This window comes from Erythrobacter aurantius, from assembly GCF_023823125.1.
GTDB lineage: Bacteria > Pseudomonadota > Alphaproteobacteria > Sphingomonadales > Sphingomonadaceae > Erythrobacter > Erythrobacter aurantius.
In genome coordinates, this window is sequence record NZ_CP090949.1 from 779,784 (window position 1) to 793,461 (window position 13,678).

Below are 13,678 nucleotides of genomic sequence, written 5' to 3' on the forward strand. Positions count from 1 at the left end.
AGTCGTGTTCACAGGCCAAGTGCTTTCAATTGTTCATAGGCATTGCGCACCTGCCGCGCCGAACGCTCGCTCATGCCCGCGCTGCCATCGGCAAAAGCGGTTTTGAGCAGGCTCGACATCGGCGCGCGCGAGACGGGCGGGGTGGGGTTCGAAAGGGGAGGGGCAGCGATGGATCGTTGCCCGTAAACCGCAGGCTTCGGCGAATAGGCAGGAGCGGCTGCGCCTGCCTCAAGCGATGCGACGCGGAAGGCTGCACCGCCTGCCTCCGGTGTCCCCCCGCGAGCGCGATCGAGTTTGTTCGACAAATGCTCCATCACGCCCGCAAGACTGCGAGGCGAACCGTCGGGATTGTAGAACACCGTGCGATTGGCGGCAGCGGGTGCGCGGAACAGGCTGGCGGCTGGTTGATCGGGGTTCTGCTCCATCGCCGAAAGAAACCGGCCCGCGCCGCCCGCGCCGAGGAAATGTGCAAGGTATAGCTCGCTGTGATCGGGCTCGCGGCCAAGGACCGGGGCGAGATGGGCACGGTTGTCCTGCGCCAGCCCTGCGGCCATCAGCGATGCGATCTGCGGATTGTTGCGCAGCGCGAGGATTTCGGCCCGCTGCACTGGGTCCGCGACATAGGCCGCGCCGTTCCCGTCAAGGCTAATCCGAGCGGCAAAATCGCCAAGGCCGAAACGTTCGCCATGGCGCTGCATCGTGCCGAGCCAAGTGCTATCGATGAACTGGTAGAGCCCCGTCGCGCTGGATGTGCGTGCGCGCGCCGTTGGGTTCATCGAGGATTCGACCTGCGCCTGCTTTACGAGGAAATCGAAATCGACCCCGGTCTGACGTGCGGCATCGGCGATTGCGGCTTCGACAGGAGTGGCGGGATTGGAGGCCGCCGAAAGCACGCGCTGCTCGCCAATGCGTGCCGGGGTAGGGGATCGCATGGCCTGATGCGCAGAAGCCGCGCGGTCAAACGCGGCCCTGATCCCGGCGACAGGTATGGAATTCTGGCTCACTGTTGCTTGCTGCCTTCCTTGCCCCGCGCGTATCCGCGCAATTACGGGGAGGTTTCAGCGAGCAGCGTGCCAGTCTGCGCGTTCTAAGTATTCTTACGAGGTATCATGCGCCATTGGCGGCGGTGGCGGAATAGGTGTGCTGGCTTGCTCCCAGCGCCTCAAGCCGTGCAGTCACATTCGCTGCCAGCAGGTTGCGCACGCGGCGGTTCACGTCGTTGAGCGTCTGCGCCGTCAGCGCCAGATCACGCGCTTCGTCATCCAGTGCATCCGCGCCGAAGGGGTGCAGCAGCTCGCACAGTTCCTGTTTGCGATGCGAAGCCTCGAACAGGGCATCGGCATCCAGCGTGGCAAGCGCTTGCCGCTCTTGCTCAAGAACGGCAATCATCTGCCGCAGATTGCCGGCAAGGTCGTGGCTCATCTTTTGATCTCGAAACTGTATTGGGCGGCGATGATGGCATCGGCGATCTTGGCGGGTACCAGCGGATAGCTGCCGTCGCGCAGCGCTTGGCGAATTTCTGCAACGCGATCGACATCGACAGGCGGCTTTGCCGCGCTGACACTTGAGCCGACTTCAAGGCTCACTCCGACATTTCCGCGGGAAGCGGCTCCTGGCACGGTGTCGCGTGCCACACCGGCTTCTCCGGATGCGGCGCGATCACTGCCGGACAGGGCTTTGGGTCCCGTCACCGCTTGCAGCTTGCTGATTTCAATAGAGGGCATGATGCGTCTCCGGTTTGATCCTGTGCTAGGTAGAACGACCTGTGCCAGCCGAGTTTAAGAGCTTGGTCACACTTTTTTCGGCCAGGCCTTCACGAGGCCGGAATTACGGCGAGTCCGGGGCGCTCGATGCGGGCGCGAACCGGGGTCGCATCGCGTGCGGTGCGGATCGCGATCCAGTCGCCTTGCGCGCCGTCCTCCATCGCTTCGCCGGTCTGCTGCACGCTGAACCCGCGCCCGCGCACCACGAGGGTAACGGGATCGCCGCGGCTCACCATCTTTGCCGCCGCTTCGGCCTGCGCAGCGGGACGGGTGGCGATGAAGATTCGCCATGGATCAGGGCCGGGGCAGGCGACCTGCACAGTCGATTGCCGGGTGCCGTGCCACGATAGGTCAAGCGGACCCTGGCATGCCGCCAGCCGCAACCGCCGGTCTGCAGGAACGCGTGCGCCGCCTACCTCCCCTATCGGAACTCCGGTGAATTCGATCACCGCGCGGTCGATTTCGGCCGGGTCGGTGATGGCGCGCCCGGCGCCGTTCTGGGCCGATGCTGCTGCCGCAAACAGAGGCAGGCTGACGATCAGCATGGCGGTGGCGAGCAGCCGCAATTCGAGGCGGCGTGAGGATTGATGTGTGATCATTGCGAGTGACTCCCTTGTGATCTGGTCACCCGCCACCGAGCAAGCTTTGTGCCAAGGGGCCTCGGTATGCATCGAGCTAGGTGTTTCCCCCAAGCGCGCAAAACAAACGATTTAACCATGGCGGATTAACAGGGCTGCGATCCAGACCATCAGTCTTTGGGAATAGAAACCATGAGAGTCGCAACTCAAAGCCCGCTAAAAAACACTTTCGATGTCTCCGCCAACCCCAGCCAGGCGCAGTTGGCCCGGCGTGATCTGCTCGATCGGATTGCCGATTTCATCGAGCGCCACGACCTCAATATCACTGGCGCCAATCTGGCCGCGGTCACTACCGCGCTTTCCGGAGCCAATGCCAAATTGGCAGAAGCCTTCGCCGCGCGCGAGATTTCGGGCGAGCCGATCGATCAACGCTGGCTCGACACCGTGGTTCGGCTTGATCCGGAAACCGGCGCGAGGATGACCGAGCTGGAAAAGCTCATGGACAAGCTGGAATATTCGCTGATGCGCTTTGCCCAGACGGCCAAGTCGGCGCATGACGAAACCAGCGAGCATCGGGGCGCGATCGATGCCCAGATTCAGGAAATGGCGAAAGGCTCCAACGACAATTCATCCGCCGGCGAAATGGACCGGGTGATCGAATTGTCGCGGGCCATGCTGGAACGGATCAGCCAGGTCGAGGACGCGATGGAGCGCAGCTAGGCCGAAACCGATCATTTGCGCGAAAGCCTGGCCAAGGCACGGACCGAGGCGGATGTCGACCATTTGACGCGGCTGCCCAATCGCCGCGCGTTCGAACGCCGGCTGTCTTCTGCCGCGCAATCCGCGCAGCAATCGGGCCAGCCGCTTTGCGTCGCCTTTTGCGATGTCGATCATTTCAAGTCGATCAATGACACCCACGGCCATGACGTGGGCGACCGAGTGCTGGTGGCGATTGCCAGCACGCTCAACAGCAATGCCAGCGACACCTGCTTTGTCGCGCGTCACGGGGGCGAGGAATTCGTCGTCCTGTTCTACGGCCTCGACAAGGACGAGGCCTGGCGCAAGCTTGACGGGATCCGCCGCGCCCAGGCGATGAAGCAGATGGTGAACCGCGATACAGGCAAGCCGTTCGGCAAGGTGACCTTTTCCGGAGGCATTGCCGAAGTGACCGGGGTGGATGAGACCCGCGAAGCCCTCGCCTGGGCGGATGAGGCGCTGTATCGGGCCAAGGCCGAAGGTCGCAACCGGATCGTCGCGGTCTAGTTCAATTCGTCATAGGCGAGGCTGGCATAGAGATCGCTGACCTCGCCTTCACCAATCACCACTCTTACCCTGAAACCACGCCCGCGCGCTTGCCGGGGGCATGGCCTCTGCGCGATCCCAGATCATCGCGTCATCAGCCTCGGTGTGCTGTCCGAGAATGGTGAGCGTGGCGCGCGGATCAGCCGGGCGTTGATCGAGCCACTGGGCAAGCCTCGGGCCGCCTTCGACTTCGCGATAAAGGGCCTGCGATGCGGCGATCTCGGGCTTGGCGATCCTTGAACGATCGTCACCATCGGGGCCCGCCGCCAGCGCGGCCAGTGTCACCAGAAACAGGATCAGCGCGAGATCGGCCAGCACCACCTGCCAACCGGACGAATGGCCGTTGGGGCGCTGCGCATCCGCAGGGAAACGTGGATGCGCGATCATGCGGCGTCCTTCAATCGCGACAGCGCACCTCGCGGCGGCTCGCGGGAAAGCTCGTGTTCGAACCACTCGATCAGAGCCAGGCGATCTTCCTCTTCGCGCAAGCCGCGCCGGTCAATCGCTCCGGCCAGAGGGATATAGACGATATGCGCGGTCAGCACCCCATAGAGCGACGACAGGACTGCTGTTGCCAGCGCCTGCATGGTGTTTTCGGCAAGGCTCAATTGCCCTGTTGGCGCGAGCTGCGAAATGGCGAAGAGCGTGCCGACCAGTCCGAACACGGGCGCGATTTCTCCCGCGTATTCGAGCACGCGCACGGCCCTGTCGCGTGCGGTTTCGCGCGCGGTCTGTTGCTTGATCGCGGCTTCGTGCATCGCTTCGATCGAACCGCTGACGAGATAGCCCGAGACTAGGCTCGCAAAGGCCTTGTCTGGCGGCAGCGGCACGTCCGAGCACAAATGCCCCTTGGCGCGCACGGCCGCTATGGTGCGGGCAAGCGCGGCGCGATTGGCATCGCAATCGATTGGTGCGATGCGGAGCCGGGCGAGCGCGAACAGCGCCGCTCGCAGGTTGCGCCAGCCGCTTCGGGCAGCGGTGGCAATCACCGTTCCGGCAATCACGACAAGCAGCGCTCCGACATCAAAAAGGGCTGCTGCGCTCTCCAGCATTTGTTCCTGCACTCCCGACGGGCTTGGTGATCACAACCAGAACGGTCGGCCATCTCGAGGTTTAAGGGGCATTGTCTTGCCGCCGTCCGGCAATCGCTTGCCGGAAAAGCCTCGAAAACCGGCAAATTCGTGGGGTGAGCGGCTGCAAACGCGGTTTGGCACGCATGGTGCAAAGCCTTTGGCGCATGAATCTCAACCCTGACGGGAGCAAGCCATGAACGAGCAGATTTTCGGCATCCACGGCGCCGCGCTTGAATTGCGTTCACAGCGCATGGGTGTGATCGCGGCCAATATCGCCAATGCCGCAACCCCCGGCTTCAAGGCACGCGATATCGATTTCAACGCCGCGCTCGATGCCCGCCTGTCCGAAGCACGCGGCGAACCGGCACGCTTTGGCGAACCCGACATGCTTTATCGCCGCCCCACCATGCCAAGCCTTGATGGGAACACGGTGGAACTGGGGCGCGAACAGGTCGCCTTTGCCGAGAACGCCATGGCCTATTCCGCCACGCTCAGCTTCGTTCAGGGCAAGGTCAACACCATCACCCGTGCGCTGAAGGGGGAATAAGCCATGCCTGATAGTAACCGTATGACGCTGTTTTCCATGACCGAGCGCGCTATGTCCGCGCAGCTGGTGGGGATGAACGCGGCCACGTCGAACCTCGCCAACGCCGGCTCCGTCGCCAGCAGCGAAGCCGAAGCCTATCGCCCGATCCGCGCGGTATTCGCGACCGAGCTGGACCGTGCCACCGGGATTTCCAGCGTGCGCAGCGACGGGCTGGTGCGATCCGAAACCGCGCCGACCAAGCGTTACGATCCCGGCCACCCGCTCGCCGATGAAACCGGCCACATCTGGGAAGCCCCCGTCGATGAAAGCGCCGAGATGATCGAGATCATGGAGAGCGCGCGCCAGTACCAGAACATGGTCCAGGCGCTCCAGACAGCCAAGCAATTGATGCTCGAAACCCTGAGGAGCAATTAAGCCATGGAAATCAATTCGAACGTTCTCGACCAGCTGAACGCGCCCGGCACGGTCCGCCGCGAAAGCGCGGCCGCATCGCTGGGGGCTGCCGATTTTCTGCGGCTGATGACGGCGCAACTCGCCAATCAGGATCCGCTTGAGCCGCAGAGCAACGAACAGATGCTGGCGCAGCTCGCGCAGTTTTCGACCCTTTAGAACGGCACTGCCTCGCGCGCCACGCTCGAAGACATTTCGTCCAAGCTCGATGCTCTGATCGCGGCGCAGGAAAAGGCGCTCGCGGCAGCCGAGGCGAACGCCGCCACCATCTCCGAAATCTCCTGAACCAACTTCCCTTCAGTACAAAGGAACTCGATCCATGTCGTTCTACACCTCACTTAGCGGGATGCGTAACGCCGAAACCGATCTGCGCGTCATCTCCAACAACATCGCGAATGCCGAAACCGCCGGTTTCAAGAAGTCCAACGCCCAGTTCACCGATCTCGTCGCCACCGGCGGCAGCACCGATCCCCGCGTAACGCCGGGCATCGGCGCTGCGGTTCCGGGATTACGCAGGATTTCGGCCTGGGCCAGATCGAGCAGACCGGGCGCGTGCTTGACGTGGCGATTACCGGCGACGGCTTCCTTGCCGTGGCCAACCCGATTTCGGGCGACGTTACCTTTACCCGCAACGGCAATCTCGAACTGGTTGCGACCGGCGAGTTGCAGACCAAGAGCGGCGATCTGGTGCAGGCTTTTCCGGTCGACGCGAATGGCAATGCCACGTCCAACATACCCGCGAATGTCGTCGTGCCGACGGTCAACGCCGCCGGTTCGGCCCTGTCGAGCATTTCCATCGATGCGCGCGGCATTGTCGGCGCGAACTATTCCGACGGTTCGAGCGAGCCGGTTGCGATGGTTGCGCTGGCTTCTTTCCCGGCCACTGGTGGCCTGCGTCCGATCGGCCAGACCAAATGGGAAGCGACTGCGGATTCCGGTCTGCCCCAGTATGGCGAACCCGGTGTCGGCAATCTCGGCCAGTTGATGAGCGGGGCGTTGGAGCGCTCGAACGTCGACCTGGCCGAAGAGATGGTCTCGCTGCTGACGGCTCAGCGCAATTTCCAGGCGAACGCCCGTGCGATCGACACCGCCACGGCGATTTCGCAAACCGTACTCAACCTGCAACGGTAAGCGATAGGCAGGGGACAGCGCCATGGACCGCCTGATCTACACCGCCCTGACCGGAATGGACGCGGCGATGAACCGCCAGCGTGCGGTGGCGAACAATCTCGCCAACGCCAACACGCCGGGTTTCCGTCAGGAGGTTTTCGCGATCACGCCTGCCACCTTGAAAGACCAGTCGATCGAGGTGCGGGCGCTGGCGCGCGGCATGGTGCGTGGGGCAGACATGGCGCAGGCGCGGGTGAAACCGACCGGCCAGCCGCTCGACCTTGCGGTAAAGGGTTCGGGGCTGATCGCCTATCAGGCACCCGGTGGCGGCGAAGTCTATTCGCGGCGCGGCGATCTGCGGGTTGCGGCCAGCGGCGTGCTCGAGAACGGCGAAGGCCTGCCAGTCCTTGGACAGGGCGGTGCGCCGATCACCGTTCCCGGCGGGTTCTCGGTAAGGATCGCGGAGGATGGTTCGGTACTGGGTTCCGATCCCGCCGCCCCAGATGCGCCCGCCCAAGTCATTGACCGGATCAAGCTGGTTTCAGCCGAAGGCAGCCAGTTGGTGAAGGGCATCGACAGTTTCCTGACGGTGCCGGGCGGCGGCGTCCTGCCCGAAGACCCGACCGCACAGGTCACTCCCGGCGCGCTGGAGGAATCCAACGTCCAGACCGCCGAAACGCTGGTGCAGATGATCGAGGCGCAGCGCGCCTTCGAACAGCGCGCCAAGATCATCGAAACCGCCGGACAGCTCGACGAGGCATCGGCCCGACTGATGGGCATGGGCTGATAGCCCGCCCGCCGTGCCGCGCGCGAGAGTCAGAGAAAAGGAACACACACAATGCCCACTTCCGCCCTTCACGTCGCCCGCACCGGGCTTGAGGCACAGGATGCGCGGATGCGCGTCATCGCCAACAACCTCGCCAATATCGGCACCACTGGTTTCAAGCGCGACCGTGCCGATTTCGCGACGCTTGCCTATCAGGAACAGCGGGTGGCGGGGCAGCAATCGACCAACGAAACCGCCTATGCCGTGGGGCTCAACCTAGGCACGGGGGTGCAGGTGTTGGGTACGACCAGCATCCAGTCGCAGGGCACGCTCAACCAGACGGGCAATTCGCTCGACATGGCGCTGGATGGCAATGGCTATTTTCAGGTTGAACTTCCCGGTGGCCAGATCGCCTTCACCCGCGCGGGCAATTTCACCCTTTCGGCGCAGGGCAATCTTGTCACTTCGCAAGGCTATGCCGTGACCCCGCCGATCCAGGTGCCGCAGGGCGCGCAGAGCATCGCGGTTGCCCCGGATGGCACGGTCAGCGCGGTGCAGCCGGGACAGGCAGCGCCGGTGCAGCTCGGGCAATTACAGGTCGCCAGCTTCGTCAATCCCGCCGGTCTTCGCCAGATCGGGGACAATTCCCTTGTCGAAACCGCCGCCAGCGGCCCGGTCGAACTCGGCGTCGCGGGGCAATTCGGGCGCGGACAGATCCGTCAGGGGATGCTCGAGGCTTCCAACGTGAACGTGGTCGAGGAGCTGGTCGAAATGATCGAGGCCCAGCGCGCCTACGAAATCAATTCCAAGATGGTGAGCGCGGTCGACGAAATGCTGCGCAACGCCAACCAGACATTGTGAGGGGCATGATGAAAAAGACGATTTTGCCAATCGCCGCCGCGCTCTCGCTTTCGGCCTGCATGGGTTCGGGCGCGCAGCGCGAGCTTGGTTTTGCAGCGCCTCCGCCGCCTCCCGCCCCGGCAGTCGTCGCGGGCGGCAACGGGGCCAGTCAGGGCGCTATTTTTCAGGTGAGCCAGGGCTATTCCGGCCTCGTCACCGGAACCCGCGCCCGCGCACTGGGCGACATGGTGACGATCCGGCTGGTGGAAAACACCACCACATCCAAGAGCACCAGCAGCCAGACACAACGTTCCGGCAGCTTCGGAATTACGCCTCCCACCGCCGGGCCGCTCGATTTCCTGAACCCCAATGCCCTTAATGCCAGCGGCGAAGGGTCGTTCAATGGAGGGGGGACCGCTGCGCAGCAAAGCCAATTGAGCGGTACCGTCGCGGTGACGATCGCGGCGATCTACCCCAACGGAACCGCCGAAGTGGTCGGAGAAAAGCAGATGTCGCTGAGCCAAGGGGACGAATGGGTCCAGTTCGCAGGACGCATCCGGCTGGTCGATATTGATGCCGACAACACCCTGCCGTCCTCTCGCGTGGCCAATGCGCGGGTGATCTACAGCGGCAAGGGGCAAGTCCAGCAGGCAAGCCGTCCGGGCTGGCTGTCGCGCTTCTTCAATGCAGTGAGTCCGTTCTGATGCCGCGTTTTCACACATTCATCGCGCTGATTGCGCTGTTCATCGCGCTGGTGCCTTCGATGGCGTCGGCGGAGCGCATCCGTGATCTCGGCCAGTTCGAGGGGCTGCGTGCCAACCAATTGACGGGATATGGCGTTGTTGTCGGCCTGCAAGGGACCGGTGACGACAATCTCGAATATGTGACAGAGGCGATGCGGGGCGTATCGGGCCGGCTCGGGCTGCAATTGCCGCCCGGTGTCAGCCCCAATCTGCGCAACGCCGCCGCCGTCATTATCACCGCCGAATTGCCGCCCTTTGCCAAGCCGGGACAGCGGATCGACATCACCGTGTCGACGCTGGGCCAGGCCCGATCCTTGCGCGGGGGGGGGCGCTGGTGCTCGCCCCGCTGTATGGTGCGGACGGGCAGATCTATGCGATGGCGCAGGGCAATGTCGCGGTCGGCGGGCTGGGCGTATCGGGCCGCGACGGATCGCAATTGACCGTCAATGTGGCGACCGTGGGCCGGATCGCCGATGGAGCGACGGTGGAGCGCGCAGTCGCAACCGGGTTCGATCAGCAAAGCTCGCTGCGCTTCAACCTGCATCAGGCCGATTTTCTTACCGCCGCACGGGTGCGTGACGCGATCAACACACGCTATCCCGGCACGGCGCAGATCGCCGATGGGGTGAGCATCGAGCTGGTTTTGCCGTTCGGCAGCAATCAGCGTGCCGCCATGCTCGCCGACATCGAAATGCTCGACGTGATGCCCGCCCCGGTTGCGGCGCGAGTGATCGTCAACAGCCGTACCGGCACAGTGGTGATCAATCAGGCGGTGCGTCTTGCGCCAGCCGCGATCAGTCACGGCAAGCTGGTGATCCGGATCGAGGAATCGCCCGCCGTGATCCAACCCGATCCCTTCAGCCGGGGTGTGACTGCGGTTGAGGAATCCTCCGAAATCACCGTTTCCGAACGAAGTGATCGCATCGCCTTGATGCCGGGGGCTGCCAATCTTTCCGAGATCGTCGACGCGCTCAATCTGTTGGGCGTGGGCGCGGCTGATCTGGTCGTGATCCTCGAAAGCCTTAAGCAGGCAGGCGCCTTGCAGGCGGAAATGGTGGTGCTGTGATGATTGCGCCGCGTCTTTCCGCTGTCGATCCTGCAACCCCTGCGCTCTCGCCCGAGCGGCAGGAACTGCGCGCGGCGGCGGAAGGATTCGAGGCGATCATGATCCGGCGGATGCTGGAAAGTGCGCGCGCATCGAGCTTTGCCGAGGACGCGCCGCTTACCGGAGGCGGCCTCAAACAGTTCCAGAAAATGCGCGACGAACACTTCGCCGAAGTGGCTTCGCAAAGCGGGGCCTTCGGGTTTGCACGGAGTATCGAGGAACAGCTTGCTCAATTTGTTGATGGCAAGGGTTAGGGGCCATGGCTACCAGTCTCATCACCATCGGCCGCACCGGATTGGCGGCATCGCGCGCAGCTTTGGAGCTGACGGCGCAGAATATCGCCAATGCCTCCAACGCCGATTACACGCGGCGGCGGATCGACCAGAGCGAGCTGGTGACGACAGGCCGGATAGAACGACTCCAGCGCAGCACACTGAACGGAGTGACGATCGGCAATGTTGATCGGCTGGGAAATGAGTTCACTCAGCGGCAGGTGCGTGCGAGCACTTCCGATCTTGCCCGCATAGAGGCGGAGATCGCGGGATTGCGCGGCGCTGAAAGCGCGCTGGAGCAATAGGGCCTTTATGAAAGCCTTGTCGATTTCGAAGCTGCGCTGACGCTGCTTGAAAGCGATCCGACCGATTCCGCCTTGCGCACGGCGGCGGTCGAAAGCGCGCGGCAGATGGCAGAGACATTCCAGTTCGCCGACTTTGCTCTTGGCAATGCCCGCGACCTTGCCGAAGCCGAACTGGGAGCCGGGATCGATAAGATCAACGGAACCGCCAGCGCGCTCGCGCGGATCAACCTTGATCTTGTCGGAGCGCGCGAAGGCACGGCTGGCCGCGCCGCGCTGCTTGATGCGCGCGATGCGGCTCTGCGTGATCTGTCGCAGGAAATCGGTATCGAAGTCAGCTTCGACCAGTTCGGAGCCGCCGAAGTGCGACTGGCCGCTCCGGGCAGTCCGGTGCTCGTCAGCGCTGCCAGCGCCAGCACCATGAGCGCCGACATCACTCCGGGCGGGCCCGTGGAAATCCGGATCGACGGAGCAGCGGTATCGCCTGCCGGCGGGAATGTTGCCGGACGCGTCGCGGCGCTGGCCGATTACACCCAGCGCCAGAGCGAACTTGATGCCGCAGCCGCAGCCACGATTGCACGCGCCAATACCGCGCAGGCCGCCGGGGCCGCGCTGGACGGATCGCCGGGACAACCGCTTTTCTCAGGCACGCTGGCCAGCGACATCACCATGGTCCTGAGCGGTGGTGCGGCTCTGGCTGTTGCTCCTGCCGGATCGCCTGCGGGCAGCCGCGACACCGGCAATCTCGCCAATCTGATCGCCGCATTCGGTGCCGATGACGGGCCGATTGCCGGGATCGACCGCACGCTGCTTTCGCTGTCCAGCCGGATTGCCGGACTTGATACGACCCGCGACGGGCTGGCGATGATCCGCGATAGCGCGGTCGCCACCATGCTGGCCGAAAGCGGGGTCGATCTCGACACAGAAGCTGCCAATCTGGTGCGGCTGCAACAGGCATTCGATGCCAACAGCCGCGTGATCCAGGTCGCCACCGAACTGTTCGACACCATTCTGGGGCTGGGATGATGACCGGCATCAGCAATTCCACCAGCGCCTTCTTCGATCGCTCTCTGGGTCAGATGAATGACCTAAGGGCCTCGCTAGAACGGTTTCAGACCCAGATTGCCACCGGCGTGCGGATCGAGCGCGGATCAGACGATCCGGTTGCCGCCGCGCGCCTGCGTGCGCTCACCCGGCTCGAACGGCGCGGAGAGACCGAGGCCGAGAACGCAGCCCGGCTGGGCCAGGACCTGACGCAGGCTTCGAACGAAATCGAAGGCGTGGTCGCGATCCTCCAGCGGGTGCGTGAACTCGCTGTGGCTGCAGGCAGCGACACTGCGGGGGCCAGCGGGCGCGAGGCTATCGCGCTGGAAATCGAACAATTGGGCGAGGAGCTCTTTGCCCGTTCAAACGCCCGTTCCATCACTGGCGCGCCATTGTTCGCGGGCACTGCCGGAGCGCCCGCATTCGTGCGCGATGCTGCCGGCAATGTCACCTACAACGGCAACAGCCAGAATGGCACTGTTCCGGTTGCGGCGGGAACTCAGATCGAACGCGGGGTGACGGGTGATCAGCTGTTCGAATTCGACGTCAACGGCACGCCCGACAGCGCCTTCAACGTGCTGTCCGGCCTTGCGCTGGCCCCGCGGGGAGGGGCGGCCGATCCGGCACAGGCGGCGCAGGATGCACTCGCCGGGATCGACGCCGCGCTCGACAGCGCGACCCGCAGCCAGACGATCATCGGCACCCGGCTCGACTGGGTCAACGCGATCCAGCAGGATCAGGAAACCCGCGCGCTCGACGTGGCGGCGCAGCGATCGCAGATCGGCGACACTGATGTCACCGATGCGATCGTGCGCCTGCAGCAGGTGCTGACCGCGCTCGAAGCGAGCCAGGCCAGCTTCACCCGCATTTCTTCGCTTTCACTCTTCAACGCCCTTTAACCCCGGAAGGTCTGCCGCTGTGTTTGCCGCCATTGGTATCATCGTCCTTATTGTCATGGTCTTTGGCGGCTTCACCATTGCCGGTGGTTCTTTGGGTCCTGTCCTTGCCGCTCTGCCGCTCGAATTCATGATGATCGGTGGAGCGGCGCTGGGTGCGACGCTGATCGGCAATTCGATGCACGAACTGAAGCTGCTGGGCGGCGGCGTGGCCAAGGTGTTCAAGGGGCCGAAATACACCGATCAGGATCACCTCGACGCGATCGCCCTTTCGAGCAAGCTGATGAAGGTGCTGCGATCCGAAGGCGCAGTGGCGCTGGAAAGCCATGTGACCGAGCCGGAAAACTCCGCGCTGTTCAGCGAATACCCGCGCCTTCAGAAAGACCCTGTGGTCGTCAACATGATCTGCGATCCCTTGACGCTGATGGTGGTGTCTTCGGGTACGCTCGATACCCACGCGGTGGAGGATGTGATCGACAATGCGATCAAGACCCAGCTGCATGAAATGCAGGAGCCCGAGCACGCGATCCAGTCTCTGGCGGATGCCTTCCCCGCGCTTGGCATCGTTGCCGCAGTGCTGGGCGTGATCAAGACCATGGGCGCGATCAGCGAACCGCCCGAAATCCTCGGCAAGATGATCGGCGGCGCATTGGTGGGAACATTCCTGGGGGTGCTGCTGGCCTATGGTTTTGCCGGGCCGATGGCGAGCCGCCTGAAACAGGTCAACGCGCATGACAGCCAGATTTATCACTCGATCAAGCAGGTGATCATCGCCAGCCTGCACGGCTATCCGCAGCCGTTGGTGCTCGAAGCGGCGCGTTCGGGCCTGCCGCCGGCACACCGGCCCAAGCTGACCGAACTGCTCGACCTGATGCGGGGCAAGTGAC

Annotated in this window: 20 protein-coding genes and 2 pseudogenes; 16 read left to right on the plus strand and 6 right to left on the minus strand. The window is 63.6% G+C overall.

Going from position 1 to position 13,678, the window contains the following annotated elements; all coding sequences use genetic code 11:
- Window positions 1–8: 8 nt before the first annotated feature.
- The 4 genes from L1K66_RS03890 to L1K66_RS03905 form a co-directional block, all read right to left on the minus strand.
- The gene (locus L1K66_RS03890; protein WP_252259701.1) at window positions 9–1,004 is read right to left on the minus strand and encodes a transglycosylase SLT domain-containing protein; all 996 of its coding nucleotides are present in this window, start codon (window positions 1,002–1,004) and stop codon (window positions 9–11) included.
- Window positions 1,005–1,107: 103 nt separating this feature from the next.
- Window positions 1,108–1,422 (minus strand): flagellar protein FlgN, encoded by a 315-nt coding sequence (locus L1K66_RS03895; protein ID WP_252259702.1) that lies wholly within the window; start codon window positions 1,420–1,422, stop codon window positions 1,108–1,110.
- On the minus strand, window positions 1,419–1,724 hold the full coding sequence (locus tag L1K66_RS03900) for a flagellar biosynthesis anti-sigma factor FlgM (protein ID WP_252259703.1): 306 nt from the start codon (window positions 1,722–1,724) through the stop codon (window positions 1,419–1,421). The genes L1K66_RS03895 and L1K66_RS03900 overlap by 4 nt, the downstream gene beginning before the upstream one ends.
- Before the next feature lie 89 nt (window positions 1,725–1,813).
- Window positions 1,814–2,362, minus strand: coding sequence for a flagella basal body P-ring formation protein FlgA (locus tag L1K66_RS03905; protein WP_252259704.1), 549 nt, complete (start codon window positions 2,360–2,362; stop codon window positions 1,814–1,816).
- Window positions 2,363–2,533: 171 nt separating this feature from the next.
- Here L1K66_RS03905 and L1K66_RS03910 point away from each other — a divergent pair, with 171 nt between their 5' ends.
- Window positions 2,534–3,061, plus strand: coding sequence for a hypothetical protein (locus L1K66_RS03910; protein ID WP_252259705.1), 528 nt, complete (start codon window positions 2,534–2,536; stop codon window positions 3,059–3,061).
- 15 nt (window positions 3,062–3,076) lie between these two features.
- Window positions 3,077–3,604 (plus strand): GGDEF domain-containing protein, encoded by a 528-nt coding sequence (locus L1K66_RS03915; RefSeq protein WP_252259706.1) that lies wholly within the window; start codon window positions 3,077–3,079, stop codon window positions 3,602–3,604.
- A 48-nt stretch (window positions 3,605–3,652) separates the two neighbouring features.
- Here L1K66_RS03915 and L1K66_RS03920 read toward each other — a convergent pair whose 3' ends face one another.
- Window positions 3,653–4,030, minus strand: coding sequence for a hypothetical protein (locus tag L1K66_RS03920; RefSeq protein ID WP_252259707.1), 378 nt, complete (start codon window positions 4,028–4,030; stop codon window positions 3,653–3,655).
- Window positions 4,027–4,695: a MotA/TolQ/ExbB proton channel family protein gene (locus L1K66_RS03925; protein WP_252259708.1), complete on the minus strand. Its 669-nt coding sequence runs from the start codon at window positions 4,693–4,695 to the stop codon at window positions 4,027–4,029. The genes L1K66_RS03920 and L1K66_RS03925 overlap by 4 nt, the downstream gene beginning before the upstream one ends.
- 214 nt (window positions 4,696–4,909) lie before the next feature.
- Here L1K66_RS03925 and flgB point away from each other — a divergent pair, with 214 nt between their 5' ends.
- The 14 genes and pseudogenes from flgB (at window position 4,910) to motA (ending at window position 13,677) form a co-directional block, all read left to right on the plus strand.
- Complete coding sequence (flgB, locus tag L1K66_RS03930) at window positions 4,910–5,263, plus strand: flagellar basal body rod protein FlgB (RefSeq protein ID WP_252259709.1); 354 nt, start codon at window positions 4,910–4,912, stop codon at window positions 5,261–5,263.
- A gap of 3 nt (window positions 5,264–5,266) precedes the next feature.
- Window positions 5,267–5,677, plus strand: a complete 411-nt coding sequence (gene flgC / locus L1K66_RS03935; protein WP_252259710.1) for a flagellar basal body rod protein FlgC — start codon at window positions 5,267–5,269, stop codon at window positions 5,675–5,677.
- A gap of 3 nt (window positions 5,678–5,680) precedes the next feature.
- Window positions 5,681–5,872, plus strand: coding sequence for a flagellar hook assembly protein FlgD (locus L1K66_RS03940; RefSeq protein WP_252259711.1), 192 nt, complete (start codon window positions 5,681–5,683; stop codon window positions 5,870–5,872).
- A gap of 402 nt (window positions 5,873–6,274) precedes the next feature.
- Entirely contained in the window at window positions 6,275–6,844 is a 570-nt protein-coding gene (locus L1K66_RS03945; RefSeq protein WP_330221253.1) for a flagellar hook-basal body protein, read from the plus strand.
- Window positions 6,845–6,866: 22 nt separating this feature from the next.
- On the plus strand, window positions 6,867–7,610 hold the full coding sequence (locus L1K66_RS03950) for a flagellar basal body rod protein FlgF (RefSeq protein WP_252259712.1): 744 nt from the start codon (window positions 6,867–6,869) through the stop codon (window positions 7,608–7,610).
- A 51-nt stretch (window positions 7,611–7,661) separates the two neighbouring features.
- Complete coding sequence (flgG, locus tag L1K66_RS03955) at window positions 7,662–8,450, plus strand: flagellar basal-body rod protein FlgG (RefSeq protein WP_252259714.1); 789 nt, start codon at window positions 7,662–7,664, stop codon at window positions 8,448–8,450.
- A gap of 5 nt (window positions 8,451–8,455) precedes the next feature.
- The gene (locus L1K66_RS03960; RefSeq protein WP_252259715.1) at window positions 8,456–9,133 is read left to right on the plus strand and encodes a flagellar basal body L-ring protein FlgH; all 678 of its coding nucleotides are present in this window, start codon (window positions 8,456–8,458) and stop codon (window positions 9,131–9,133) included.
- Window positions 9,133–10,238: pseudogene (locus tag L1K66_RS03965) on the plus strand (flagellar basal body P-ring protein FlgI). Before L1K66_RS03960 ends, L1K66_RS03965 begins: the two are co-directional and overlap by 1 nt.
- Window positions 10,238–10,531 carry a rod-binding protein gene (locus tag L1K66_RS03970; RefSeq protein WP_051700273.1) on the plus strand — a complete coding sequence of 98 codons (294 nt, stop codon included), beginning with the start codon at window positions 10,238–10,240 and terminating at the stop codon, window positions 10,529–10,531. The pseudogene L1K66_RS03965 and the gene L1K66_RS03970 overlap by 1 nt, the downstream one beginning before the upstream one ends.
- A gap of 5 nt (window positions 10,532–10,536) precedes the next feature.
- Entirely contained in the window at window positions 10,537–10,854 is a 318-nt protein-coding gene (locus L1K66_RS03975; protein WP_252259716.1) for a hypothetical protein, read from the plus strand.
- Window positions 10,855–10,866: 12 nt separating this feature from the next.
- Window positions 10,867–11,481 (plus strand): annotated as a pseudogene (locus tag L1K66_RS16525) (FlgK family flagellar hook-associated protein); the annotation flags it as partial.
- A gap of 261 nt (window positions 11,482–11,742) precedes the next feature.
- Complete coding sequence (locus tag L1K66_RS16530) at window positions 11,743–11,877, plus strand: flagellar basal body rod C-terminal domain-containing protein (protein ID WP_407931998.1); 135 nt, start codon at window positions 11,743–11,745, stop codon at window positions 11,875–11,877.
- Complete coding sequence (locus L1K66_RS03985) at window positions 11,874–12,794, plus strand: flagellin N-terminal helical domain-containing protein (protein ID WP_252259718.1); 921 nt, start codon at window positions 11,874–11,876, stop codon at window positions 12,792–12,794. Before L1K66_RS16530 ends, L1K66_RS03985 begins: the two co-directional genes overlap by 4 nt.
- Window positions 12,795–12,813: 19 nt before the next feature.
- On the plus strand, window positions 12,814–13,677 hold the full coding sequence (motA, locus tag L1K66_RS03990; RefSeq protein WP_034956104.1) for a flagellar motor stator protein MotA: 864 nt from the start codon (window positions 12,814–12,816) through the stop codon (window positions 13,675–13,677).
- Window position 13,678 lies beyond the last annotated feature (1 nt).

Coding starts and splice junctions, on each gene's coding strand:
- L1K66_RS03905 (WP_252259704.1), bottom strand. CDS start 2,362: ATGATCACACATCAATCCTCACGCCGCCTCGAATTGCGGCTGCTCGCC.
- L1K66_RS03960 (WP_252259715.1), top strand. CDS start 8,456: ATGATGAAAAAGACGATTTTGCCAATCGCCGCCGCGCTCTCGCTTTCG.
- L1K66_RS03985 (WP_252259718.1), top strand. CDS start 11,874: ATGATGACCGGCATCAGCAATTCCACCAGCGCCTTCTTCGATCGCTCT.
- L1K66_RS03940 (WP_252259711.1), top strand. CDS start 5,681: ATGGAAATCAATTCGAACGTTCTCGACCAGCTGAACGCGCCCGGCACG.
- L1K66_RS16530 (WP_407931998.1), top strand. CDS start 11,743: ATGCTGGCCGAAAGCGGGGTCGATCTCGACACAGAAGCTGCCAATCTG.
- flgG (WP_252259714.1), top strand. CDS start 7,662: ATGCCCACTTCCGCCCTTCACGTCGCCCGCACCGGGCTTGAGGCACAG.
- L1K66_RS03975 (WP_252259716.1), top strand. CDS start 10,537: ATGGCTACCAGTCTCATCACCATCGGCCGCACCGGATTGGCGGCATCG.
- L1K66_RS03920 (WP_252259707.1), bottom strand. CDS start 4,030: ATGATCGCGCATCCACGTTTCCCTGCGGATGCGCAGCGCCCCAACGGC.
- L1K66_RS03925 (WP_252259708.1), bottom strand. CDS start 4,695: ATGCTGGAGAGCGCAGCAGCCCTTTTTGATGTCGGAGCGCTGCTTGTC.
- L1K66_RS03900 (WP_252259703.1), bottom strand. CDS start 1,724: ATGCCCTCTATTGAAATCAGCAAGCTGCAAGCGGTGACGGGACCCAAA.
- L1K66_RS03950 (WP_252259712.1), top strand. CDS start 6,867: ATGGACCGCCTGATCTACACCGCCCTGACCGGAATGGACGCGGCGATG.
- flgC (WP_252259710.1), top strand. CDS start 5,267: ATGCCTGATAGTAACCGTATGACGCTGTTTTCCATGACCGAGCGCGCT.
- L1K66_RS03895 (WP_252259702.1), bottom strand. CDS start 1,422: ATGAGCCACGACCTTGCCGGCAATCTGCGGCAGATGATTGCCGTTCTT.
- L1K66_RS03910 (WP_252259705.1), top strand. CDS start 2,534: ATGAGAGTCGCAACTCAAAGCCCGCTAAAAAACACTTTCGATGTCTCC.
- flgB (WP_252259709.1), top strand. CDS start 4,910: ATGAACGAGCAGATTTTCGGCATCCACGGCGCCGCGCTTGAATTGCGT.
- L1K66_RS03970 (WP_051700273.1), top strand. CDS start 10,238: ATGATTGCGCCGCGTCTTTCCGCTGTCGATCCTGCAACCCCTGCGCTC.